Raw genomic sequence first — 23,683 nt, forward strand, 5'->3', positions numbered from 1 at the left:
TGCCGCACTGGCGGCCACACAGCACGACGTAATGAAAAAGGCGCATCTCAAAGATGCGCCTTTTTTATCGCCATTTTCCCGCACTTTACCGATTAGCTCAGCAAAGCGCGGGCAGAGGGTTACGCCTGATGCTCAGCCAGTTGTGAAACGAAGCCCTGCACCCAATCCATACGAATTTTTCTTTCCGACAGTTCACGGGTAAACCGCAGGCGTGTTGGCCCATCCAGTTTCCACTGCTGTGGCTCTTTCTGCAGCAGACTAATCAGCCATGCCGGATCGACCTTGTTCTGCGGCGCAAAATCGAAATAGCCGCCTTTGTCGCTGGCTTCGATCTTACGCAGACCGACCGCGCGGGCTTTCAGACGGATAATCGCCACGTCCAGCAGATTACGCGCAGGGTCAGGGAGCAGGCCGAAGCGGTCGATCATCTCAACCTTCAGCTCCTGCAACTCCTCTTCAGCCTCCGCGCTGGCGATGCGCTTATAAAGTGAAAGACGGGTGCTGACATCCGGGATGAAGCTCTCGGGCAACAGCGCCGGCATGCGAAGTTCCACCTCAGTCTGGTTGCTGGTGAGATCTTCCAGTGACGGCTCGCGACCCGCTTTTAGCGCATCGACGGCATTCTCCAGCAGCTCCATATAGAGCGTGAAGCCCAGCGTCTCCATCTGTCCGCTCTGCTCATCACCCAGCAGCTCGCCAGCCCCGCGAATCTCCAGGTCGTGGGTTGCCAGCGCAAAACCGGCGCCCAGATCTTCGAGTGAGGCGATCGCTTCCAGGCGTTTATGTGCGTCCGCGGTCATCGACTTCGGATGCGGCGTCAACAGCCAGGCATACGCCTGATGATGCGAACGACCGACGCGACCACGCAGCTGATGCAGCTGCGCCAGGCCAAAGTGGTCGGCCCGTTCGATGATGATGGTGTTCGCGGTCGGAATGTCGATCCCGGTTTCGATAATGGTGGTACAGACCAGCACGTTGAAACGCTGATGATGGAAATCGTTCATCACCCGCTCCAGCTCACGCTCGCGCATCTGTCCATGACCAATCGCCACCCGCGCTTCCGGCACCAGATCGCTGAGACGCTGCGCCGCTTTATCTATATTTTCAACGTCATTGTAGAGATAGTAGACCTGTCCGCCACGCAGAACTTCACGCAGAATCGCTTCGCGGATCACCACGTCGTCGTATTCACGGACAAAGGTTTTTACCGCTAAACGGCGGGCAGGCGGGGTAGCGATAATGGAAAGATCGCGCATGCCACTCATGGCCATATTCAGGGTGCGCGGGATCGGCGTGGCGGTCAGGGTCAGGATGTCCACATCAGCACGCATCGCCTTGATGCGCTCTTTGTGACGCACCCCAAACCGGTGCTCTTCATCGACAATTAGCAGGCCGAGATCGTGCCACTTGAGGTCACTCATCAATAGTTTGTGGGTGCCGATCAAAATGTCGATTTTACCCTCGCTGGCCTGTTCCAGCACCTGTGCCTGCTCTTTGGCGGTACGGAAGCGGGAAAGCATCTCAATGCGAACCGGCCAGTTGGCGAAGCGGTCACGGAAGTTGTCGTAGTGCTGCTGTGCCAGCAGGGTAGTCGGCACCAGTACGGCCACCTGTTTGTGGTTCTCGATGGCCAGAAACGCCGCGCGCATCGCTACTTCCGTTTTACCAAAGCCCACGTCACCGCACACCAGACGATCCATCGCCAGCGGTTCGCACATATCGCTCAGCACGGCGTTGATCGCCTGTGCCTGATCGGGTGTGGTTTCAAACGGGAAGCTTTCGCAGAACAGCTGATACTGCTCACGGTCATGCTTAAAGGCAAAACCGGTTTTGGCGGCGCGCTGGGCATAGATATCCAGCAGTTCGGCCGCCACATCGCGTACTTTCTCCGCCGCTTTCTGCCGCGCGCGCGACCAGGCATCACTGCCCAGCTTATGCAGTGGCGCATTATCGTCAGCTCCGCCCGCATAGCGGCTGATCAGGTGCAGCGATGAAACCGGCACATAGAGTTTGGCGTCATTGGCGTAGGAGAGCATCAGGTATTCCGCCTCAATGCCGCCTGCTTCCAGCGTAGTCAGGCCGATATAGCGGCCCACGCCGTGCTCCAGATGCACTACTGGCTGACCGGGATGCAACTCCGCCAGGTTACGGATCAGAATGTCGGGATTGATGGTACGACGGGTATCCTGACGGCGACGGCTGACGCGTTCGCCCAGCAGATCGCTTTCGCAAATCAGCGCCCGGTTACCCTGGGTATCGATGAAACCACGCTCGCTGGCACCGATCATCAGCGTGAAACGATCGTCGACGGTTTCATCAAAACGGTGCACTGACTGAGGACGCAGTTTAATCCGGGCCAGCAGCTCCTGCAGGCTCTCGCGGCGGCCTTCACTTTCGACCGAGAAGACCACGGCGCCGCTGAAAGTCTCAATAAACTGCCGCAGATGGTCGAGCGGCGCTTTCGCCTGCGCCTGAACGGCGAGATCTGGCAGCGGGATGTAACCGAGATTGGTATTCGCGGCTTTGGCGGGCAGCACCTCGTTGGTCATCTGGATGCGCGGCCAGGCTTTCAGTTCGCCCATTAACGCGTCGGGACGCAGCCACAGGGTGACCGGTTCCAGCAGCGGACGCATCGGGTCCACGCGACGGTTCTCATAGCGCGCCTCAGCATCCTGCCAGAAGCGGCTGGCGCTGCCTTCAAGGTCGCCGCAGTTCACAATCAGGGTGTTGTCAGGCAGATAGCTGAACAGGCTGGGTAACGGCTGCTCGAAGAACAGCGGCTGCCAGTATTCGATGCCCGCGGGCAGCGTGCCTTTGCTGACCTGCTGATAGACGTGCTCCGACTCGCGGCGCACATCAAAAATTTCGCGCCAGCGGCTGCGGAACAGCTCAATGGCGGCTTTGTCGCTGGGAAATTCATGTGCGGGCAGCAGATTGATTTCCGGCACCGCTTCCAGCGTACGCTGATTATCGACGTCGAACAGGCGCAGGCTGTCGATCTCATCATCGAAAAAGTCGATGCGGTAGGGCTGATCGCTGCCCATCGGAAACAGATCGAGCAGGGCGCCGCGCGTGGCGTATTCACCGTGCTCCATCACCTGATCGACATGGCGGTAACCGGCCTGCTCAAGCTGATCGCGCAGCCGGTCGCGTGACAGTTTTTGCCCCTGCTTCATCACCAGCGCATGGCCGTGCAGGAAACTGTGCGGACAGACGCGCTGCATCAGGGTATTGACCGGCATGATCAGCAGACCGCGCTGCATCACCGGCAGCTGGTAGAGGGTCGACAGTCGCGCAGAGATAATATCCTGATGCGGCGAAAAGCTGTCATACGGCAGCGTCTCCCAGTCGGCAAGGTGCGACACCGGCAGATCGGTAAACTGGCGGATTTCATCCAGCAGACGCAGAGCGGTTTGGGTATCGGGTGTAATCATTAACACCGGACCAGCATGTCGTTCGGTAATACTGGCACACTCAACCGCATGCGCAGCGCCGATAAGCTGGCCGAGCTGGCGATGATCGCCGGATTTAACGGGCAGGGTATAACGAGTCTGTTCGGGCATGGGATCTCGGGGTTGCTCCATTTTTCCAGGACGTAATCATTCCATATTATGTCAGGGGGATCACCTCTGCGGCACAATTTTCCTGCCGCGCCGCGCTGAACCCGGGGATCGGTCAGCCATTACCGGGCGTCGGCGGTAATACAGCGGATAGAGAGAGGATAGACGAGTCTGGAGCGGGATCAGAAAAAACCGCCGTCGCTGTGCAGCGACGGGGTTAAACGGGCATTCTATTTTATGGATTGCTGTGTGTAATACATGCGTGGGCGGTCGATATTTGCCCAGGATAACTCCTGCTCAGGATGATAGCTGAGGTTGCCGTCGTCCCACTTTACGTAGTAGCCGGCTGGTGCGCTTCCCTGCTCAAAGACGTTGATGATTTCGCCTCTGATTTCCCCGGATTGATGTTTAACGATGCTGCCTTTGGGAAATTTCAACATGGTCGCTGCCTCTATCGCTGTGCGATAAATTACCTCTTATCCTGTTACAGATTATAGTCTACGCGCCAGGGCGCTGGATAATCAGCCAATAAGCGATGGCTTTATCGTCTATTCTGCGGCTTTAGTCGTAAATGTGACGTATTCTGACGCAACTTTGCTGCCGACTCAGAGGGTTAGAGGTTTCATAAAACGAGCCGCTCCTTTATCATCCCCCTACCTATTTTCAGGCAACGGCTTACTGGATTCCATGTATCAACCTGTCGCGCTATTTATCGGTCTGCGTTACATGCGCGGACGAGCATCGGATCGCTTTGGTCGCTTTGTCTCCTGGCTCTCAACGATTGGCATCACGCTCGGCGTGCTGGCGATGGTCACTGTCTTATCGGTGATGAACGGTTTTGAGCGTGAACTTGAAGGCAATATTCTTGGCCTGATGCCTCAGGCGCTGATCACCAGCGACAAAGGCAGTCTCAATCCACAGCAGCAACCCGCCACTTCGCTGAATCTGCAGGGTGTCAGCCGTATCGCGCCGCTGACCACCGCCAGTGTGGTGCTGCAAAGTCCGAACAGCGTCTCCGTTGGTGTGATGCTGGGGATTGAGCCGGAAGAAAAAGATCCGCTGACGCCGTTCCTGGTCAACACCCAGCAGAGCGTGCTGCAGGCCGGACAGTACAATGTGATCCTCGGTGAACAGCTGGCGTCACAGCTTGGCGTTAAACGTGGCGATCAGCTGCGTCTGATGGTGCCGTCGGTCAGCCAGTTTACCCCGATGGGACGCGTACCGAGCCAGCGTCTGTTTACCGTGGCAGGCACCTATGCCGCCAATAGCGAAGTCGATGGTTATCAGATTCTGGTCAATCTTCAGGATGCGTCGCGCGTGATGCGCTATCCGGCCGGTAACATTACCGGCTGGCGACTCTGGCTGGATAAACCGCTGTCGGTCGACAGTCTGAGTCAGCAGACACTGCCTGCGGGCCTGGTCTGGAAAGACTGGCGCGAGCGCAAAGGCGATCTCTTCCAGGCAGTACGCATGGAGAAGAACATGATGGGTCTGCTGCTGAGCCTGATTATCGCCGTGGCCGCCTTTAACATCATTACATCATTAGGCCTGCTGATCATGGAGAAGCAGGGCGAAGTGGCGATTCTCCAGACCCAGGGCCTGACGCGTCGGCAAATAGTGGCGGTGTTTATGGTGCAGGGTGCCAGCGCCGGGATTATCGGCACGCTGCTCGGCACGCTGCTCGGTGTACTGCTGGCCAGCCAGCTTAATAACTTAATGCCGGTGATTGGCCTGTTCCTCGATGGCGCCGCGTTGCCGGTTGATATCAATGTGTGGCAGGTGGTCACCATCGCCCTCAGCGCGATGATTGTGGCGCTGTTGTCTACGCTCTATCCTTCGTGGCGCGCTGCCGCCGTTCAACCTGCTGAGGCTTTACGTTATGAGTAACACTCCTTTGTTGCAGTGCCGCGACCTGTGCAAACGCTATCAGGAAGGCAGCGTGCAGACCGATGTGCTGCGCAATGTGGCTTTCAGCCTCCAGCCCGGTGAACTGACGGCGATTGTCGGCAGCTCCGGTTCCGGTAAAAGTACGCTGCTGCATCTGCTGGGCGGTCTGGATGCGCCGACGTCGGGCGATGTGGTGTTTGATGGTCAGTCGCTGAACGCCATGTCCTCGTCGGCCAAAGCAGAGCTGCGTAACCGCGAGCTGGGCTTTATTTATCAGTTCCACCATCTTCTGCCGGACTTCAGTGCGCTGGAGAACGTGGCGATGCCGCTGCTGATTGGCAAAATCGCGAAAGCGGAAGCGCAGGATCGCGCCCGCGAGATGCTGGCTGCAGTCGGGCTGGACCATCGTGCCGCGCACCGGCCGTCTGAACTGTCCGGCGGCGAGCGTCAGCGCGTAGCGATCGCCCGTGCGCTGGTCAACCGTCCACGGCTGGTAATGGCAGATGAACCCACCGGCAACCTGGATGCGCGTAACGCCGACGCTATTTTTGAGTTGCTGGGCGAGCTGAACGTCCGTCAGGGCACCGCCTTTCTGGTGGTGACGCACGATCTGATGCTGGCAAAACGCATGACGCGTCAGATGGAGATGCGTGATGGCCAGTTAAGCGATCAGCTCACTCTGGCAGGAGCGCTGTAATGGGTTCATCGTTATCCCTGTTGCTGGGCCTGCGCTTCAGCCGTGGACGCCGTCGTGGCGGGATGGTTTCGCTGATTTCGGTGATCTCCACCATCGGGATTGCGCTGGGCGTGGCGGTGCTGATTATCGGCCTCAGCGCCATGAACGGTTTTGAGCGTGAGCTGAATAACCGCATTCTGGCGGTGGTGCCGCACGGTGAAATCGAGGCAGTTAATCAGCCGTTCCAGCACTGGCAGTCGATGATTGCCCCGATTGAAAAAGTGCCCGGCATTGCGGCGGCGGCCCCCTATGTCAACTTCACCGGTCTGATTGAGAGCGGTGCCCGGCTGGAAGCGCTGCAGGTGAAGGGCGTCGATCCGGCCCAGGAGCCGCGCCTCAGCGCGCTGCCACAGTTTGTCGCCGATAACGCCTGGTCCTCTTTTGCCGCCGGTAAGCAACAGATCATTCTGGGCGGCGGCATTGCTAAATCGCTGAAGGTGAAGCAGGGCGACTGGATCACCATCATGATCCCGAACAACGATGGTGATAACAAATTGCTGCAGCCAAAACGCATCCGGCTGCAGGTCAACGGTATCCTGCAACTCAGCGGCATGCTCGATCACAGTCTGGCACTGGTGCCGCTGGCCGATGCGCAGCACTATCTGGAGATGGGTGACAGCGTGTCCGGTATTGCGCTGAAGATGACAGACCCGTTCCAGGCCGTGAAACTGGTGCGCGATGCCGGTGAAGCGACCCGCTCCTATGTCTACATCAAGAGCTGGATTGGCACCTACGGCTATATGTACCGCGACATTCAGATGATCCGCGCCATCATGTATCTGGCGATGGTGCTGGTGATCGGCGTCGCCTGCTTTAACATCGTTTCCACGCTGGTGATGGCGGTGAAGGATAAGAGCAGTGACATTGCGGTACTCCGTACCCTCGGCGCGAAAGACCGGCTGATCCGCGCCATCTTTATCTGGTACGGTTTGCTGGCGGGCCTGCTGGGCAGCGTCAGCGGCGTGGTGGCTGGCGTGCTGGTGGCATTGAATCTGACCTCACTGGTGCGTGGGCTGGAATCGATTACCGGTCATCATCTGCTGGCAGGAGATATCTACTTTATTGATTTCCTGCCCTCGGAACTGCACTGGATTGACGTGTTCTCAGTACTGATCACCGCCATTCTGCTGAGCCTGCTGGCGAGCTGGTATCCCGCCAGACGCGCCAGCCGCATTGACCCGGCTCGGGTATTAAGCGGTCAGTGATAAAAATGCGGCGCGAGTGATTTCGCGCCGCATCTGTTTAAGACCTTTGCTGTTGGGTCATGCCCTCAGCAACCGTTACTATCGGGTGATGTTAACCCGGAATCTGTTTAGAGCGGCTCGCCGCAGCTGCTACGCCAGGAGATTTTATGCGTACACCACGTCGCCGCATACGACTTGCCCGCCTGAAGAAAACCCGGAGAAAAGTGCATCAGCGCTTTCGCCAGCGCATATTTGAGCGCGATCGTCAGGCCGAACTGGCCGCCCACCCTCAGCCGCATGTTGTGGTGCTGACCGGCGCAGGCATCTCAGCGGAGTCCGGCATCCGAACCTTCCGCGCGGCTGACGGCCTGTGGGAAGAGCACCACGTTGAAGACGTTGCTACGCCCGAAGGCTTTCAGCGCGATCCCGCGCTGGTGCAGCGTTTCTACAATGCGCGCCGCCAGCAGCTACAGGAAGCCGACATCCAGCCTAATGCTGCCCATCTGGCGCTGGCTGAGCTGGAGCAGGTGTTGGGCGATAACTTCCTGCTGGTCACGCAAAACATCGACAATTTGCATGAGCGTGCCGGTAACAGCCGGGTGCTGCATATGCACGGTGAACTGCTAAAAGTGCGCTGCGTTACCAGCGGTCAGGTGATTGAGTGGACCGGCGATATCACGCCGGACGATCGCTGCACCTGCTGCCAGTTCCCCTCTGTGCTGCGGCCGCACGTGGTCTGGTTTGGCGAGATGCCGCTGGGTATGGAGCAGATTTATCAGGCGCTGGAACAGGCCGATTACTTTATCGCTATCGGTACTTCAGGCCATGTTTATCCGGCCGCAGGCTTTGTGCATGAGGCCAAACTGCAGGGTGCGCACACCGTTGAGCTGAACCTGGAGCCGAGCCAGGTGGGTAACGAGTTTGCCGAACGGCATTACGGCCTGGCGAGCGAAGTGGTGCCGGAATTTGTTCATACCCTGCTGCGCGGACTGTATAAGTAGGCGAGGCGGCTGATAGCCGCCTCTTTAACTCTTCTAACGGCCCGCTTTAAGCTGCTGGAACAGGGTTTCGTACTGAAGGCTGGCGTCGCCAACATCATCCTGCCATTCACCGTGCTTAATCACGTCAGCAGGTGGATAGAGTGATGGATCGTTCGCCACGGCGGGTGGCAGCAACGCCTTCGCTGCGAGGTTCGGTGTAGGATAGCCGATGGTTTCCGCCACTTTCGCCGCGACGTCAGGACGCAGCAGGAAGTTAATCAGCTTCAGCGCGCCTGCCTTGTTCTTCGCGTTAGCCGGGATCGCCAGGTTATCCATCCAGAAAATGCCGCCCTCTTCAGGCCAGACGATCGCTAACGGCGTGCCCGCCTGACGTGCGACATACGCCGAACCATTCCATAGCATGCCCAGATTCACTTCGCCTTCCATATAGGGATTACCCGGATTATCAGAGTTGAAGGCCAGCACATTGGGCATCAGCTTTTTCAGCTCAGAATAAGCGGCTTTGATCTGCTCAGGATCGCGGGTATTGCCGGAGTATCCCAGCTTGCGCAGCGCCATCTGAAACACTTCGCGCGCGTCGTCGGTCAGCAGCAGGCTTTGCTTATATTCCGGCTTCCACAGATCGGCCCAGCGGGTCACGCTTTTCACGTCGATCTCATCGGTGTTGACACCGATTGCCGTCGCGCCCCAGATATAGGGAATCGAGTAGTTATTGTCAGGATCGAAGGGTTTATTCAGCAGGTCGGGATCGAGGTTGCTGAAGTTGCTGAGCTGGTTTTTGTCGATTTTCTGCAGCATCCCTTCGTTTCGCATTTTTGCCACGAAGTAAGTTGACGGCACGACCAGATCGTAAGCGCCATCTTTCCAGGTTTTCAGTTTGGCGTACATGCTCTCATTGGATTCATAGGTCGAATAGATCACTTTAATGCCGGTCTCTTTCGTGAACTGCTCCAGCAGCCCCGGCGGCACATATTCGGTCCAGTTGTAGAAATAGAGGGTATTACTGTTGTCTGCCTGCGCCACGTTCATACCCAGCAACAGTGCACCTGCCGCCAGCCAGTGAGATCTCTTTTTCATCTTCAATCCTCTTATTTATTTCTGTCACGCAGCAGCCACTGACTGGCCGCGACCAGCAGCAATGACAGCAGCATTAAAATGGTGGCCAGCGCATTCACTTCCGGTGAGACGCCTACTTTTACCATCGAGTAGATCTTCAGCGGTAAAATCTCAAACGTCGGACCGGTGACAAAGGAAGAGACCACCACATCATCCATTGACAGGGTAAAGCTCAGTAACCATCCAGCGGCGACGGCTGGCATCGCCAGCGGCAGAATGATTTTGCGCAGGATGATGGTTTCGCTGGCACCCAGATCTTTGGCTGCCTCCAGCATGCGCACATCAAAGCCCTTCAGACGTGAGTAGACAGTAATCACCACAAACGGCAGGCAAAATGTAATGTGGGAAAAGAGCAGTGACCAGAAGCCCAGCGAAATGCCCAGCAGCATAAACAGCACCAGCAGGGAGATAGCCATCACAATGTCCGGCGACATCATCACCACGAATAGCATGCCACTGACAAAGGGCTTGCCCCGAAAACGGTAGCGAAAGAGTGCGACAGCGGTGAGTGCGCCGATCAGTGTGGCACAGCTGGCTGAGAGCACGCCCATGATCAGCGAGTGCTGCGCCGCCTGAATCAGACTGTCATTGTTCAGCAGCAGGCTGTACCAACGGGTCGTGAAACCCTGCCAGTTAATGCCAAAGCGGGAGGCGTTAAATGAATTCACGATCAGAATAACAATCGGTATGTAGAACCAGGCGTAAATAATCGCCATAAAACTGCCGCGTAACAGGCGTGCCATCATCCTAAATCCACCTGGTTATTCAGCAGTCGCGCCGCGCGCCAGTAAATCAGCAACAGCAATCCCATCAACAGCGTCATCACAATGCTGGTGGCCGCGCCAAACGGCCAGTCGCGGATGTTGAGGAACTGACTTTTGATGACGTTGCCGATCAGCAGATTCTTTGCGCCGCCCATCAGGTCGGCGACGTAGAACAGCCCCATCGCCGGGATCAACACCAGCAGACAGCCCGCAATGATGCCCGGCATGGTCAGCGGCAGAATAATACGGAAAAAGGTCTGCAGCTTACCGGCACCCAGGTCGCGCGCCGCTTCCAGCAGCGGTTTATCAAGCTTCTCCAGACTGGAGTAGAGCGGCAGCACCATAAACGGCAGCAGAATGTAGATCAGCCCGAGGATCACCGCTTCCGGGGTATACATGATGCGAAACGGTTTATCGATCAGCCCCAGCGACAGCAGGAAATCATTCAGCCAGCCCCGGGTGCTGAGGAAAATTTTCAGGCCGTAGATACGGATCAGCGAATTGGTCCAGAAAGGTACAATCAACAGAAACAGCATCAGCGGACGCAGGCGCGGCGTGAGTTTTGTCAGACACCATGCAAAGGGATAGCCGAGCAGCAGACAGCCGATCGTGGCAATCAGCGCCATGTTCAGCGAGTGCAGCAGCACCTGCGCATAGAGCGGGTCGAGCAGCCGGGTGTAATTCCTGAAGGTCAACATCGCGCTGACGACGTGCGCATCATCGCGCGTCAGAAAACTGGTAACAAAAATCATCAGATTGGGCACAAAAACGAACAGCGCCAGCCAGCCGACGATCAGTACGATGACCCCCTTCTGAAAACCATTACGCATCAGCTTCATAGGGCAGTACCACCTCCCATCCCGGCACCCAGCTCACGGCCATCTTCTGATTAAGCGAGTGATCAACGTCCGGGTCATCCTCATTAAAGAACTCGCTGACCGTAACCAGCTTACCGTTCTCCAGCTCTACCGCAGACTCCAGCGTCATACCTTTATAGTTACGTTCGCGCACATAGCCAATCAGGCCATCTGATGCGCTGTCATCATGGATCTCCTGCACCCGCAGATCTTCCGGACGCAGCAGCACATGAAGCCGGTCACCCACGCTAACCGGGAAAGTACAGTGGATCTCGCACTCGCGTCCCTCTACCCGGGCCCGCACGTCTGGCGCGCTGTCGCTGGCGAGCACTTCAGCGTCAAAGACATTAATTTCGCCGATAAAGCGGGCAACAAACAGGTTTTCGGGCTCTTCGTAGATTTCGCGTGGTGTACCATCCTGCACTACCTTGCCGTCGCGCATGACCACGATGCGATCGGACATGGTCAGCGCCTCTTCCTGATCGTGGGTGACAAAGACAAAGGTAATGCCGAGCTTACGCTGCAGGGCTTTCAGCTCGTTCTGCATCTGACGGCGCAGCTTGTAGTCCAGCGCCGAGAGGGATTCGTCCAGCAGCAGCACTTCAGGGCGATTGACTACCGCGCGGGCAATGGCCACACGCTGTTGCTGGCCACCGGAAAGCTGATGCGGACGGCGATCGGCAAAGTGCTCCAGCTGCACCATTGCCAGCGCATCCTTTACCCGGCTCTCAATTTCTGCCGACGGGGTTTTCTGCATCCGCAGGCCAAAAGCAACGTTTTCAGACACGGTCATATGCGGAAACAGCGCGTAGCTCTGAAACACGGTATTGACGTGACGGTGTTCGGCCGGCGTATCAGTAATGTCCTGGTCATCGAGCGAGATACGGCCGCGATCAGCCGCTTCCAGCCCGGCAATCAGGCGCAGAATGGTGGTTTTGCCACAGCCCGACGGGCCGAGCAGGGTGATGAACTCACCGTGATGGATGGTCAGGTTAAAATCATCAATGATGGTCTTTCCATCAAAAGCTTTACTGATGCCAGAAAGCGTAACCAGCGCCTGCTGTGCGCGTGTTTGCGTCATTTTAGTCTCAGTCTGTCTAAGGTCGAACAGTTACAGCATAGCCGCTCAGTGCAGCCAGCCAGCAAAGAGGGGCGGATGATACCTGAAAAATAAGGCATTGCCATGTTTTGCCCGCCTGGCCGCGGCAATTCGCCCGGCTGTTAACAACATTGCGAGGTTTGCCGCAACAATCACGTAATCAGGCGTTTTTTTCGGGCTTATTACTTTCCCAAAGGTCACCGACAGCGCTAACCTGTCTGCGAATGATTTTACGCAACGTTGTGACCGGCGGGTCTGTGAATAATACCGGACGGCACTTTTAAAGGATGGGATATGGAACAGTTACTTGAGCGCTTTTTAAGTTATGTGGCAGTTGAGACACAGGCTAAGCCGCAGGCGCGCCAGGTGCCCAGCAGTGAAGGGCAGTGGACGCTGGCGCGTCAGCTGCAGGAGGAGCTGCTGGCCCTGGGTTTTGTTGATGTCACCCTGAGCGATCACTGTTGCGTCATGGGCACGCTGCCCGCCAATGTTGACTGGCCGACGCCAGTTATCGGTTTCATCTCCCACATGGATACCTCGCCTGATTTCACAGCGAAACATGTGAACCCGCAGATCATCGAAGATTATCGCGGTGGCGACATTGCGCTGGGTAATGGCAACGAGGTCCTGTCACCGGTCATGTTCCCTGTGCTGCACAAGCTGATTGGGCATACGCTGATTACCACCGATGGCAAAACCCTGCTGGGCGCGGATGATAAAGCGGGTATCGCCGAGATCATGACGGCGATGGCGCAGCTGGCTAACAGCGATACGCCCCACGGCGCGATCCGCGTCGCCTTTACCCCTGATGAAGAGATCGGTCGCGGCACCTCACATTTTGATGTGGAGGCGTTCGCCGCCGACTGGGCCTACACCATTGATGGCAGCGATCTGGGTGAGTTTGAGTATGAGAACTTCAATGCCGCCTCGGCTACGGTCAAAATCGTCGGTAACAACGTACATCCAGGCTCCGCGAAAGGCGTGATGGTCAATGCACTGGAGCTGGCTAACCAGTTTCATGCGGCCGTACCGGCCGGCGAAAAACCGCAGTACACCGACGGCTATGAGGGCTTCTACCATCTGCATCAGATCAAAGGCAGCGTCGAGCACGCCGAGATGCTCTACATCATTCGTGACTTTGAAACAGAGAGTTTTGAACAGCGTAAACAGACGCTGCTGCAGATCGCTGCGGAGATCAACAAAACCCTGCACCCTGACTGCTCGGTCACTGTTGAGATCACCAATAGCTATCGCAACATGCGTGAAAAGGTCGAGCCGTTCCCGCATATCATTGATCTGGCTTTGCAGGCGATGCGTGACTGCGGCATTGAACCCGTGGTGAAACCGATTCGCGGCGGCACCGATGGGTCATCGCTGTCGTGGAAAGGATTACCTTGCCCGAACATCTTTACCGGAGGCTATAACTATCACGGCAAGCATGAGTTTGCGTCGCTGAATATCATGGCGAAGTCAGTGGAAGTGATTGTGCGTCTGTCAGAACTGGCCGCGCAGAAGAAGGATTAAATTAAAAAAGGCTCTCCTGCCATGACGGCAGGAGAGCCTGATTCAGCCGCAGCGCACTGTTACGCGCTGCGGGTTATTCCTCGCCGAAGTACCAGTAACCGGCATTCACCAGACCGGCGATCTGCGCCAGTACGGCCGGATCATCCAGCGCATCACCCAGATCCTCCAGTGTGATGCGATAGTGATTCGCCAGAACTGCCATCACATCCGGGCGCGAACACTCAACCCGCTCACCATTGATATAAACAGCCTCACCAATCGTCAGGACACGCAGGCCACCCAACCGGCTCAGCGCATCGCCCTGTTGCAGCGCATCATAAATTTCATCAGGCTGATAAGGCGGTTCCGGCGGCGCGACGTCGAGTTCGTGGCGTGACTGCGAAATGAATTCGCCGAACCACTGCTCAAACTGCGCTGGCTGATTAACTACATCCAGCATCAGCTGGCGCACGCCTTCAATCTCCTGCGGCAGGATCTGCGACGGGCAATCACGTGCAGGCACATCCGGATCGCTGAAGCGCAGGCTGCCCAGCTCATTGGCCAGGGCATAGTCCGCAAAGCCGCTGATTAACTCGCGACCGCTGGGGGCGCGGAAACCCACAGAGTAGTTCAGTGCGTTTTCCAGCGAGTAGCCTTCGTGCGGGAATCCCGGCGGAATGTAGAGAATATCGCCCGGCTCCAGCTCTTCATCGATGATGGCATCGAACGGTTCAACCTGCAGCAGGTCCGGGTGCGGGCAGTGCTGCTTCAGCGCCACTTTTTCACCGACGCGCCAGCGACGGCGGCCAGTACCCTGAATAATAAAGACATCATACTGATCAAAATGGGGGCCGACGCCTCCGCCAGGCACGGCAAACGATACCATCAGGTCATCAACACGCCAGTCAGGCAGAAAGCGGAAAGGGCGCATCAGCGCGGCTGAGGGTTCATGCCAGTGATTGACCGCCTGGACCAGCAGTGACCAGTTGTTCTCTCCCAGATGATCATAGCTCTCAAACGGGCCGTGGCTGACCTGCCATTTGCCGTCCTGATGGCTGACCAGGCGGCTGTCCACCTCGTTTTCCATTGCCAGTCCGGCGAGTTCATCCGGTGAAAGGGGATCGACAAAGTTTTTAAAACCACGCTTCAGCACGACCGGGCGTTTCTGCCAGTAGCGCTGAATAAAATCGGGCCAGTTAATATCGAGCTGATAGTCCATACAAGGGTTCCGCTTAGGGCTGTAAATGCCAGCAAGTATAACAGTCCTGAGGGTTTTCTACTCGCGGTGATGTTCGACTTCCTGGCGCTGAAAAACTACTTCCATACGTGTTCCGCCAAGCGCACTGCTAGTGGCGATGACATTTCCATCATACTGTTCCAGTATATCGCGTACCACTGCCAGACCTAAGCCCTGGCCTGGCCGCAGCGTATCGGCACGCTGACCCCGGACAAACACTAAATCGCGCTTGCTCTCGGGAATGCCCGGGCCATCGTCGTCAATATAGAGATGCAGTGCATTTTCGCTTTGAAAAGCGCTGACTTCGATAAACTCCAGACAGTACTTGCAGGCATTATCCAGTACGTTGCCCAGCACTTCCATAAAGTCATTCTGATCGCCAATGAAGGACAGCTCCGGAGAGATATCCAGTGTAATTGCCACGCCTTTGCGCTGATAGACTTTATTCAGGGCTGAACAGAGCTTGTCGAGCAGACCGGAAACGGAATGGATATCGCGCTGCAGCGGATTGTGATCGGCCTGCATACTGGCGCGGTGCAGGTAATATCCCACCTGCTGTGAAATACGACTAATCTGCTCCAGCATGACCGGCTCCGCCTGTTCTACCGTCAGCTCTTTGCCGTTGCGCAGCGATCGCAGGGTGCTCTGCAACACGGCCAGCGGCGTTTTCAGGCTATGGGTCAGATCAGAAAGGGTGGTGCGATAACGCGTATAGCGCTGCCGCTCATTGGTCAGCAGCAGATTGAGGTTGCGCACCAGACTGCGCAACTCCTGCGGTGGATTATCCGCCAGATTTTCGCGCTGACTGGTTTCCAGTTCGCGCACCTGCTGTGTCAGCGTACCGATTGGCCGCAGACTCCAGTGCGCCGCCAGCCACAGCAGCGGAATAATCAGAATCAGGTTAGCCGCCAGCACATAGCTGAACCACGACCAGACCACATCAGAGTGCTGCAATTCCTGCGGAATAGAGTCGACCACCACAATGGTGAGCGCGGGCAGATTCGTCGTGGCATCGTAACGGTTAACCGCAACCGAATGGGTAAAGGTATCGTTGCTGTCAGTGTCCCAGTCATTAAGCCGTTGCTTAGCATTGAGATTATTGCCCATCGCGACCATGCTGGTGCGGTTGCTGGTATCGATCTCGTAGAAATCAGGCTTCAGCAGCCATTCGCGGCGGATCTTTTTGCGAATATCCGGCACGTCGCGTTGCTGCCACAGCAGCTTGCCATGCTCATCGTAGATGAAGACCAGGGTAGGAAAATTCAGCGTCATTCGTTCCGGCTGCGCGATGGTGAGCTTGTTGTCATGCCATTGCGCCAGCGTAAAGAACAGATTGCTCTCGCCGCGCATCACCCGGTAGGTATTTTTATCGAAACTCACCACATAGCCAATCACCGCGACCATGCCGTAAGAGAGTGAGAGGAACAGAACTATCGCTGCGGAGGCCAGCAGAAAGCGGGCGCGCAGCGAAATAGGGCGGTAACGATTAAACCAGGACATGGTCAGAGATCAAAGCGGTAACCCTGGCCACGCACGGTGGCAATGACATCAGTGGGGTGCAACGCCAGAATTTTTTTGCGCAGACGACCCATCAGGACGTCGATGGTGTGGCTTTCGCGCAGTTCAGCGTCAGGATAGAGCTGCAGCATCAGTGAGTCTTTGCTCACCACTTTGCCGGCGTTACGGATTAGCGTCTCGACAATGGTGTACTCAAAGGCGGTGAGTTTTACTGGCTCTTCATTCACCGTCAGCTCACGGCGTGAGAGATCCACCTGAAACGGGGCCATATCGATGATTTGCGACGCATGACCGCTGTTGCGGCGCATCAGCGCCTGCAGGCGTGCCGCGACTTCTTCAATGTGAAATGGCTTGGTCACGTAGTCATCCGCACCGGCTTCCAGCGCTTCGACTTTCGCCTGCCAGCCCTCACGGGCAGTCAGGACCAGAATTGGCTGACGCACGGCATCACTGCGCCAGCGACGAATCAGCGACATGCCATCTTCATCCGGCAGGCCGAGATCCACCAGCGCGATATCGGGCAGATGTTCGCGAAGAAAATAGTCAGCTTCTTTGGCGTCTTCGGCGGCATCGACCTGATGGCCCATGTCACGTAACTGGACGGCGAGATGATGGCGCAGCAGGGCATTGTCTTCAACAACCAGAACACGCATAGAAATTCCTTACACTCTGTTTGAGTCAACCTGCAGAAAGTATACGCGAAATGTATTAAACAAGATGTTAACGCAGACCGGACTGAGCCGGTCTGCGGCGGGCATTATTTCAGATCGTCAACCATCTGGATAGCGCGACCAATATAGTTTGCAGGCGTCATCTGCTTCAGACGCACTTTTTCCTCTTCCGGCAGCGCCAGGCTGTCGATAAAGGCCTGCATACCGGCAGCGTCCACGCGTTTGCCGCGCGTCAGCTCTTTCAGCTTCTCATAGGGCTTCTCAATGCCGTAACGACGCATCACCGTCTGGATCGGCTCTGCCAGCACTTCCCAGTTGTGATCCAGCTCGTCCAGCAGGCGGTCACGGTTCACTTCCAGCTTAGAGATGCCTTTCAGCGTCGCCTGATAGGCGATCAGCGCATAGCCCACGCCCACCCCGAGGTTACGCAGCACGGTGGAGTCGGTCAGGTCACGCTGCCAGCGTGAGACCGGCAACTTGCTGGCCAGATGCTGCATGACAGCATTCGCCAGACCCAGATTGCCTTCGGAGTTTTCGAAGTCGATCGGGTTCACCTTGTGCGGCATGGTTGAGGAGCCAATTTCACCCGCAATAGTTTTCTGTTTGAAATGGTTCAGCGCCACATAACCCCAGATATCACGATCGAAATCGATCAGGATGGTGTTAAAGCGGGCGATACAGTCGAACATCTCAGCGATATAGTCGTGCGGCTCAATCTGCGTGGTGTACGGGTTCCAGGTGATCCCCAGTGAGGTCACGAAGTTCTCGCTCAGCGCGTGCCAGTCCACTTCGGGATAGGCAGCAATGTGAGCATTGTAGTTACCGACCGCGCCATTGATTTTACCCAACACTTCAATCTGCTTCAGCTGACGTAACTGACGCTCCAGACGATAGGCGACGTTGGCCATCTCTTTACCCATGGTCGACGGCGTCGCCGGCTGGCCGTGGGTGCGGGAGAGCAGCGGAATGTCACGGTATTCGCTGGCAAGACCTTTCACGGCGGTAATCAGCTGGTCCCAGTAAGGCAAAATCACGTCACGGCGGGCCGTTTCCAGCATCAGGGCATGCGACAGGTTATTGATATCTTCAGAGGTGCAGGCAAAGTGAATAAATTCAGAGACGGCATGCAGGGCAGGGATATCAGCCACTTTCTCTTTCAGGAAATACTCAACCGCTTTTACATCGTGGTTGGTGGTGCGCTCAATTGTTTTGATGCGGGCGGCATCGTCTTCTGAAAAACCGGCGACAATTGCATCAAGGAAAGCGTTTGCGTCGGCATCAAATGCAGGAACTTCCTTGATCTCTGCGGTCGCGGCCAGTTTTTGTAACCAGCGAACTTCAACCTCAACGCGGAATTTCAGCAGACCGAACTCGCTGAAAATCGCACGCAGCGGGCTGACTTTATCGCCGTAACGACCATCGACAGGTGAGACGGCGGTCAGAGAGGATAATTCCATCAGTGCAACTCCTGAATCATTTAGCAGTGTTTTGCCGCACCGACTTAGTAAGTCAGTGGCAGCCGGGATAAGAGGGTTTTCGCTTCACGCAGCAAACGCTGACGCGAGAACATCAGTTGCAGTCGGCCACCGCCGACCTGCTGCCACAACACGGCAGCGCGGATACCGGCTAACAGGGTGGCGCGCACTTTGCTCTGCACCTGCGTATTCTGCAGCACCGCAGGCGAACCGGTAACCTGAATACGCGGGCCAAGCGGGCTGATCACATCCACATAGATGCCAGCCATCGCGCTGAGGATGGTGTCTGACTCCAGTTCATAATGTGCCAGCTGGCGATCCAGCTGCGTGATGCGCTGTGCCAGCGTCGCCATGGCGGATTTACTGGCGCTGAGCTTGCGCTCCAGCACCATCATGCTGAGCGTGTAACGTGTCAGTTCTGCGCCGGCACCCTGGCGACTGCTGCTGTTCAGCACCGCCATCAGGGTTTCAAGTCCGAGGCGCAGGTTGGCTTCATTATTGCCGAACACCGCCAGCGTGGAGCCAGGATTAAGATCCAGCACGCTGCGCAGCGACACGGTCAGCGCCTCGGGCTGGCAGTGACCCTGCTGAGCCAGCTGCTGCACGAGATGGGCGGACTGACAGATGCCCGCCAGCGCCAGCGTGATTTCCTGATAATTTTTCGCCACGGTTACTCCTGTTTACGCGTCATCAACGCGGGCTGAGCCCGCTTACTCCGCCACTAACGGCAGACGCTGTTCGATAATACCGCCACCGAGGCAGACGTCGCCAAGATAAAACACCGCAGACTGACCTGGCGTGACTGCAGCAACCGGCTCGTCGAAACGCACCGCAATCCGGTCGTCGCCCTGTGGAATAATCTCACAGGGAATGTCGGTCTGACGATAGCGGGTTTTCACGGTGCAGCGCAGCGGAGCGGTGATTGGCTGACGATCAACCCAGTGCAACTGCTGCGCAATCAGGCCAACGGACATCAGACGCGGATGATCGCCGCCCTGGGCAACAATCAGACGGTTACGCGCCACATCTTTGTCGACCACATACCAGGGATCATCTTTGCTCTCTTTCAGGCCACCGATACCGAGACCTTTACGCTGTCCAAGCGTATGGTACATCAGCCCCTGATGTTCACCGACGATCTGACCTTCCGTAGTTTCTATTTCGCCAGGCTGAGCCGGGAGATAGCGCGCCAGGAAGTCGCGGAATTTGCGCTCGCCGATAAAGCAGATGCCGGTCGAGTCTTTTTTCTTCGCAGTGATCAGGTCCAGCTGTTCCGCGATGCGGCGCACTTCCGGTTTTTCCAGCTCGCCGACCGGAAACAGACTTTGGGCAATCTGCTCGTGGCTCAGAGTATAGAGGAAGTAGCTCTGGTCTTTGTTACCGTCCAGTCCGCGTAACAGCTGGCTCTGACCATCGACGTCCTTGCGGCGCACGTAGTGACCTGTGGCGATAAAATCTGCGCCCAGGTCTTCCGCCGCGAACTCCAGGAACGCTTTGAATTTGATCTCTTTGTTGCAGAGGATATCGGGGTTAGGCGTGCGGCCCGCTTTGTACTCTTCGAGGAAATGCTCAAAGACGTTATCCCAATACTCTGCGGCAAAGTTAACTTTATGCAGCTTCATACCGAGCTTGTCGCACACCGCTTGCGCATCCGCCAGATCGTCCGCGGCGGTACAATACTCCTCGCCATCGTCCTCCTCCCAGTTCTTCATGAACAGGCCTTCAACCTGGTAGCCCTGCTGCTGCAGTAACCAGGCGGAAACGGAAGAATCGACGCCGCCGGACATACCGACGATCACTTTTTTCTGGCTGTTGTCAGACATGACACGCTCGCATTACGATAAAAAAACAGGCGGCGCATTCTATCATGCAGAAGGCAGACGCGCACCCTCGTGAAACGGCCACTGGAACGGGCTGACCAGATGTAACGGGTAGCGCGCGCCCTGTTGCCACAGGCGTACGCTTTCAGCGACCAGTGGCGAACGCAGGTTAGACGCAGTGAGAATCTGCGCTGGCGGCAGCCACCAGCAGCAATCGATGTCGCTGTCCTGCGGCTGAGTTGGCGCTTTTTCCGCCAGATCGACGCCAAACAGAAAACGCACAAAAGGCGTACTGTCGGGCGCGATCCACTGGTTTATCCCGATGAAATAGTGCATCGATGCCGCAATACCCGTCTCTTCATAGAGTTCACGTTCGGCGGCTTCCAGCAGGGTTTCATCCGCTTCGAGATGTCCGGCAGGCTGGTTCCAGGTAGGACGACCGTTGATCGTCTCTTCCACTACCAGCAGTTCACCCTCTGCCTGAACCAGACAGGCGACAGTAACATGAGGTTTAAACATTACTTCTCCGTAATTGTTAACCTGAGGTTATAAAAAATAGATTTTCAGGCAGGGCTCTCGCTGATTTCACGCCACGTACCCGGCGCCAGATCGTCGAGCGAATAGTTTCCCATGGCGTACCGAATTAACCGTAAGGTGGGAAAGCCGATATGGGCTGTCATCCGGCGCACCTGACGATTACGGCCTTCATACAGGGTGACTTTCAGCCACTGCGTCGGGATATTTTTGCGCTCGCGGATTGGCGGCTGACGCGGCCAGAGCCACGCCGGCTCAGCCACTTTTTCCACACCAGCGGGCAACGTCATGCCATCTTTCAGATTAACCCCTCCCCGGAGAGGCTGAAGATCCGCCTCCTGTGGCTCGCCTTCCACCTGCACATAATAGACCTTACCCGTGCGTTTGCCGGGCTGCGTCAGCGCGGCCTGCAGGGCACCGTCGTTGGTCAGTACCATCAGGCCTTCGCTATCACGGTCAAGGCGACCTGCGGCATAAACGTCTGCGACGCTGACAAAATCTTTCAGGGTGCGGCGGCCCGCTTCATCGGTGAATTGCGGCAAAACGTCGAACGGTTTGTTAAACAGAATGACACGTCGTGGAGCAGCAGGGCGGGCAGGCGCACGTCGCACATCACGCGTCGGGCGGCTGAATCGTTTATCCTGGTGAATTCGTTGAGTTGTTTTTCGCATGGGCTTTGCAGTCAGAAACATTCGGCGCATTATAACGTGAAATTGCGGTGATTGGCGTGACGGAAATATTCAAGTAGTATTGACGCGCATCTTACAAATCATTAACAAACGCCCAGGAGAGGTTAATGGAAAGCAAAGTAGTAGTTCCGGCGGAAGGTCAGAAAATCACCCTGAATCAGGGCAAGCTTACAGTGCCAAACAATCCGGTCATTCCTTACATTGAGGGTGACGGTATCGGTGTTGATGTTTCCCCGGTGATGCTGAAAGTCGTCGACGCGGCGGTGAAGAAGGCCTACAACGGCGAGCGTAAAATCTCCTGGATGGAGATTTACACGGGTGAGAAGTCAGTTGAACTCTACGGTCAGGATGTCTGGCTGCCACAGGAAACGCTCGACTTAATCAAAGAATATCGCGTGGCCATTAAAGGCCCACTGACCACCCCGGTCGGCGGCGGTATTCGTTCACTGAACGTAGCACTGCGTCAGGAGCTTGACCTCTACGTCTGCCTGCGTCCGGTACGTTACTACAAAGGCACGCCAAGCCCGGTTAAACGCCCTGAAGAGACCGACATGGTGATCTTCCGTGAAAACTCCGAAGATATCTATGCGGGTATTGAGTGGAAAGCGGGCTCTGCCGAAGCGGACAAAGTGATCAAGTTCCTGCGCGAAGAGATGGGCGTGAAGAAAATTCGCTTCCCTGAGCAGTGCGGTATCGGCGTTAAGCCGTGTTCAGAAGCGGGTACCAAACGTCTGGTCCGCGCGGCAGTGGAATACACCATCACCAACGATCGTGATTCACTGACCCTGGTTCACAAAGGCAACATCATGAAGTTCACCGAAGGCTCTTTCAAAGACTGGGGATACCAGTTAGTGAAAGACGAGTTCGGCGGCGAACTGATCGACGGCGGCCCGTGGATGAAGTTCAAAAACCCGAACACCGGCAAAGAGATCATCGTGAAAGATGTGATTGCTGATGCGTTCCTGCAACAAATCCTGCTGCGTCCGGCAGAATATGACGTTATCGCCTGTATGAACCTGAACGGTGATTACATCTCTGACGCCCTGGCGGCGCAGGTTGGCGGTATCGGTATCGCACCAGGCGCTAACATCGGTGACGAGTGCGCGCTGTTTGAAGCAACCCACGGTACAGCACCTAAGTATGCCGGTCAGGATAAAGTGAACCCAGGTTCAGTGATCCTGTCTGCAGAAATGATGCTGCGTCATCTGGAGTGGTTCGAAGCGGCTGACCTGATTGTTAAAGGTGTTGAAGGTGCTATCGCTAACAAGACTGTGACTTACGATTTCGAACGCCTGATGGATGGCGCTAAGCTGCTGAAATGTTCAGAGTTTGGTGACGCTATTATCGAAAATATGTAATCTGCATTACATAACATACAGCCAACACGAATGTAAAAATCGTGTTGGCTTTTTTTGACTTTTTCCTGCAAAACGCCAGCAAAACCCTTCGGCTAAACTGAACCTAAATCGTACTGTTTTATACCGCCACCACCAGTCAATCTTTGCCCCTGTCATCGTCGTATTTATCGGTCTGCGTCTGGTTTTTTATGACCAGGTAGTGCTGTATGTCCATGCCCTGTTCACGATATAACCGCTCAGCCAGTGAGCGCTGCTCGTAGAATGTTGGTGGGGTGTCATTCTCTGTCAGGCTTGTCATTTTACGTGCTTTGATTAAGCCGGTAGTGATGGAGCTGATAGTTAGCGCTTCGCAACGTTCTGCCTGTGATGTTGTGTGATGATGGTGAATCACAAGTACGAAAGCTCTGATACTGAGGTTGAGGGTTAACCAAAAAAATAGTTGCTATAAATTAGCTAATAAACCTTTTTTACAGGGCCTTATGTCAGTCGACTTGTTTAACCGATCAATTCTGGAGAATTGATCGGTTAAACAAGTCGGAGCCAAATTAAAGATGAGTATATTTTCAACATGGTTAGAGAGAGCCTGATATATGAATAGGAAAACAACGTGAAGTTAATATTATTTGGGTGTGTGATAAGGTGGATAATAATATTTTTAATAATGAGATTTTATA

21 protein-coding genes are annotated in these 23,683 nt (G+C 55.9%); 6 read left to right on the forward strand and 15 right to left on the reverse strand.

Annotation, left to right across the window (positions count from 1 at the left end; translation table 11 throughout):
* Window positions 1-119: 119 nt before the first annotated feature.
* Window positions 120-3,563: a transcription-repair coupling factor gene (gene mfd / locus AC6I8J_RS07195; RefSeq protein WP_161736343.1), complete on the reverse strand. Its 3,444-nt coding sequence runs from the start codon at window positions 3,561-3,563 to the stop codon at window positions 120-122.
* 227 nt (window positions 3,564-3,790) lie between these two features.
* Window positions 3,791-4,000 carry a hypothetical protein gene (locus AC6I8J_RS07200; protein ID WP_013357479.1) on the reverse strand — a complete coding sequence of 70 codons (210 nt, stop codon included), beginning with the start codon at window positions 3,998-4,000 and terminating at the stop codon, window positions 3,791-3,793.
* Window positions 4,001-4,247: 247 nt separating this feature from the next.
* On the opposite strand from AC6I8J_RS07200, the gene lolC reads away from it, so the two are divergent.
* From lolC to cobB, 4 genes are all read left to right on the forward strand, one after another.
* Window positions 4,248-5,447 (forward strand): lipoprotein-releasing ABC transporter permease subunit LolC, encoded by a 1,200-nt coding sequence (gene lolC, locus AC6I8J_RS07205; protein ID WP_497825200.1) that lies wholly within the window; start codon window positions 4,248-4,250, stop codon window positions 5,445-5,447.
* Window positions 5,440-6,144: a lipoprotein-releasing ABC transporter ATP-binding protein LolD gene (gene lolD, locus AC6I8J_RS07210; RefSeq protein ID WP_161736345.1), complete on the forward strand. Its 705-nt coding sequence runs from the start codon at window positions 5,440-5,442 to the stop codon at window positions 6,142-6,144. Before lolC ends, lolD begins: the two co-directional genes overlap by 8 nt.
* Window positions 6,144-7,388 (forward strand): lipoprotein-releasing ABC transporter permease subunit LolE, encoded by a 1,245-nt coding sequence (gene lolE, locus AC6I8J_RS07215; protein WP_253421608.1) that lies wholly within the window; start codon window positions 6,144-6,146, stop codon window positions 7,386-7,388. Before lolD ends, lolE begins: the two co-directional genes overlap by 1 nt.
* Before the next feature lie 146 nt (window positions 7,389-7,534).
* The gene (cobB, locus tag AC6I8J_RS07220; protein WP_095707369.1) at window positions 7,535-8,368 is read left to right on the forward strand and encodes a Sir2 family NAD+-dependent deacetylase; all 834 of its coding nucleotides are present in this window, start codon (window positions 7,535-7,537) and stop codon (window positions 8,366-8,368) included.
* 33 nt (window positions 8,369-8,401) lie between these two features.
* Here cobB and potD read toward each other — a convergent pair whose 3' ends face one another.
* Genes potD through potA form a run of 4 tightly spaced genes read right to left on the reverse strand, consistent with a single transcriptional unit; the run spans window position 8,402 to window position 12,186 of the window.
* A complete protein-coding gene (gene potD / locus AC6I8J_RS07225) occupies window positions 8,402-9,445 on the reverse strand; it encodes a spermidine/putrescine ABC transporter substrate-binding protein PotD (protein ID WP_161736348.1) in 1,044 nt (347 codons plus the stop codon).
* An 11-nt stretch (window positions 9,446-9,456) separates the two neighbouring features.
* Window positions 9,457-10,230 carry a spermidine/putrescine ABC transporter permease PotC gene (gene potC / locus AC6I8J_RS07230; RefSeq protein WP_161736349.1) on the reverse strand — a complete coding sequence of 258 codons (774 nt, stop codon included), beginning with the start codon at window positions 10,228-10,230 and terminating at the stop codon, window positions 9,457-9,459.
* On the reverse strand, window positions 10,227-11,087 hold the full coding sequence (potB, locus tag AC6I8J_RS07235) for a spermidine/putrescine ABC transporter permease PotB (RefSeq protein WP_161736350.1): 861 nt from the start codon (window positions 11,085-11,087) through the stop codon (window positions 10,227-10,229). Before potB ends, potC begins: the two co-directional genes overlap by 4 nt.
* On the reverse strand, window positions 11,071-12,186 hold the full coding sequence (gene potA, locus AC6I8J_RS07240) for a spermidine/putrescine ABC transporter ATP-binding protein PotA (protein ID WP_222924179.1): 1,116 nt from the start codon (window positions 12,184-12,186) through the stop codon (window positions 11,071-11,073). Before potA ends, potB begins: the two co-directional genes overlap by 17 nt.
* 312 nt (window positions 12,187-12,498) lie before the next feature.
* On the opposite strand from potA, the gene pepT reads away from it, so the two are divergent.
* A complete protein-coding gene (gene pepT, locus AC6I8J_RS07245) occupies window positions 12,499-13,728 on the forward strand; it encodes a peptidase T (RefSeq protein WP_161736352.1) in 1,230 nt (409 codons plus the stop codon).
* Between the two features lie 73 nt (window positions 13,729-13,801).
* Here the strand turns inward: pepT and AC6I8J_RS07250 are convergent, their stop codons facing one another.
* The 8 genes from AC6I8J_RS07250 to rluE form a co-directional block, all read right to left on the reverse strand.
* Window positions 13,802-14,926, reverse strand: coding sequence for a ribosomal protein uL16 3-hydroxylase (locus AC6I8J_RS07250; RefSeq protein ID WP_161736353.1), 1,125 nt, complete (start codon window positions 14,924-14,926; stop codon window positions 13,802-13,804).
* A gap of 57 nt (window positions 14,927-14,983) precedes the next feature.
* The gene (gene phoQ, locus AC6I8J_RS07255; protein WP_161736354.1) at window positions 14,984-16,444 is read right to left on the reverse strand and encodes a two-component system sensor histidine kinase PhoQ; all 1,461 of its coding nucleotides are present in this window, start codon (window positions 16,442-16,444) and stop codon (window positions 14,984-14,986) included.
* A gap of 2 nt (window positions 16,445-16,446) precedes the next feature.
* Window positions 16,447-17,115, reverse strand: a complete 669-nt coding sequence (phoP, locus tag AC6I8J_RS07260) for a two-component system response regulator PhoP (RefSeq protein WP_003849836.1) — start codon at window positions 17,113-17,115, stop codon at window positions 16,447-16,449.
* 104 nt (window positions 17,116-17,219) lie between these two features.
* Complete coding sequence (gene purB, locus AC6I8J_RS07265; protein WP_161736355.1) at window positions 17,220-18,590, reverse strand: adenylosuccinate lyase; 1,371 nt, start codon at window positions 18,588-18,590, stop codon at window positions 17,220-17,222.
* A gap of 44 nt (window positions 18,591-18,634) precedes the next feature.
* Entirely contained in the window at window positions 18,635-19,276 is a 642-nt protein-coding gene (gene hflD, locus AC6I8J_RS07270; protein ID WP_033732295.1) for a high frequency lysogenization protein HflD, read from the reverse strand.
* A gap of 42 nt (window positions 19,277-19,318) precedes the next feature.
* The gene (mnmA, locus tag AC6I8J_RS07275; protein WP_150038179.1) at window positions 19,319-20,431 is read right to left on the reverse strand and encodes a tRNA 2-thiouridine(34) synthase MnmA; all 1,113 of its coding nucleotides are present in this window, start codon (window positions 20,429-20,431) and stop codon (window positions 19,319-19,321) included.
* Window positions 20,432-20,473: 42 nt separating this feature from the next.
* Window positions 20,474-20,947, reverse strand: coding sequence for an NUDIX domain-containing protein (locus tag AC6I8J_RS07280; RefSeq protein ID WP_161736356.1), 474 nt, complete (start codon window positions 20,945-20,947; stop codon window positions 20,474-20,476).
* Between the two features lie 44 nt (window positions 20,948-20,991).
* Entirely contained in the window at window positions 20,992-21,654 is a 663-nt protein-coding gene (gene rluE, locus AC6I8J_RS07285; protein ID WP_222924176.1) for a 23S rRNA pseudouridine(2457) synthase RluE, read from the reverse strand.
* Window positions 21,655-21,758: 104 nt separating this feature from the next.
* On the opposite strand from rluE, the gene icd reads away from it, so the two are divergent.
* Window positions 21,759-23,009 (forward strand): NADP-dependent isocitrate dehydrogenase, encoded by a 1,251-nt coding sequence (gene icd / locus AC6I8J_RS07290; RefSeq protein WP_013357495.1) that lies wholly within the window; start codon window positions 21,759-21,761, stop codon window positions 23,007-23,009.
* 136 nt (window positions 23,010-23,145) lie between these two features.
* Here icd and AC6I8J_RS07295 read toward each other — a convergent pair whose 3' ends face one another.
* On the reverse strand, window positions 23,146-23,307 hold the full coding sequence (locus AC6I8J_RS07295; protein WP_202605064.1) for a site-specific integrase: 162 nt from the start codon (window positions 23,305-23,307) through the stop codon (window positions 23,146-23,148).
* Between the last annotated feature and the right edge of the window lie 376 nt (window positions 23,308-23,683).

It is taken from the genome of Pantoea sp. X-Soil-ISGK-355, from assembly GCF_059730805.1.

Bases quoted from the DNA above. Each gene is read 5' to 3' on its own strand.
- lolE (WP_253421608.1), top strand. From the start codon at position 6,144: ATGGGTTCATCGTTATCCCTGTTGCTGGGCCTGCGCTTCAGCCGTGGA.
- AC6I8J_RS07280 (WP_161736356.1), bottom strand. From the start codon at position 20,947: ATGTTTAAACCTCATGTTACTGTCGCCTGTCTGGTTCAGGCAGAGGGT.
- cobB (WP_095707369.1), top strand. From the start codon at position 7,535: ATGCGTACACCACGTCGCCGCATACGACTTGCCCGCCTGAAGAAAACC.
- potB (WP_161736350.1), bottom strand. From the start codon at position 11,087: ATGAAGCTGATGCGTAATGGTTTTCAGAAGGGGGTCATCGTACTGATC.
- phoP (WP_003849836.1), bottom strand. From the start codon at position 17,115: ATGCGTGTTCTGGTTGTTGAAGACAATGCCCTGCTGCGCCATCATCTC.
- potA (WP_222924179.1), bottom strand. From the start codon at position 12,186: ATGACGCAAACACGCGCACAGCAGGCGCTGGTTACGCTTTCTGGCATC.
- lolD (WP_161736345.1), top strand. From the start codon at position 5,440: ATGAGTAACACTCCTTTGTTGCAGTGCCGCGACCTGTGCAAACGCTAT.
- potC (WP_161736349.1), bottom strand. From the start codon at position 10,230: ATGATGGCACGCCTGTTACGCGGCAGTTTTATGGCGATTATTTACGCC.
- AC6I8J_RS07250 (WP_161736353.1), bottom strand. From the start codon at position 14,926: ATGGACTATCAGCTCGATATTAACTGGCCCGATTTTATTCAGCGCTAC.
- mnmA (WP_150038179.1), bottom strand. From the start codon at position 20,431: ATGTCTGACAACAGCCAGAAAAAAGTGATCGTCGGTATGTCCGGCGGC.
- lolC (WP_497825200.1), top strand. From the start codon at position 4,248: ATGTATCAACCTGTCGCGCTATTTATCGGTCTGCGTTACATGCGCGGA.
- rluE (WP_222924176.1), bottom strand. From the start codon at position 21,654: ATGTTTCTGACTGCAAAGCCCATGCGAAAAACAACTCAACGAATTCAC.
- phoQ (WP_161736354.1), bottom strand. From the start codon at position 16,444: ATGTCCTGGTTTAATCGTTACCGCCCTATTTCGCTGCGCGCCCGCTTT.
- purB (WP_161736355.1), bottom strand. From the start codon at position 18,590: ATGGAATTATCCTCTCTGACCGCCGTCTCACCTGTCGATGGTCGTTAC.
- AC6I8J_RS07200 (WP_013357479.1), bottom strand. From the start codon at position 4,000: ATGTTGAAATTTCCCAAAGGCAGCATCGTTAAACATCAATCCGGGGAA.
- AC6I8J_RS07295 (WP_202605064.1), bottom strand. From the start codon at position 23,307: ATGACAAGCCTGACAGAGAATGACACCCCACCAACATTCTACGAGCAG.
- pepT (WP_161736352.1), top strand. From the start codon at position 12,499: ATGGAACAGTTACTTGAGCGCTTTTTAAGTTATGTGGCAGTTGAGACA.
- potD (WP_161736348.1), bottom strand. From the start codon at position 9,445: ATGAAAAAGAGATCTCACTGGCTGGCGGCAGGTGCACTGTTGCTGGGT.
- icd (WP_013357495.1), top strand. From the start codon at position 21,759: ATGGAAAGCAAAGTAGTAGTTCCGGCGGAAGGTCAGAAAATCACCCTG.
- mfd (WP_161736343.1), bottom strand. From the start codon at position 3,563: ATGCCCGAACAGACTCGTTATACCCTGCCCGTTAAATCCGGCGATCAT.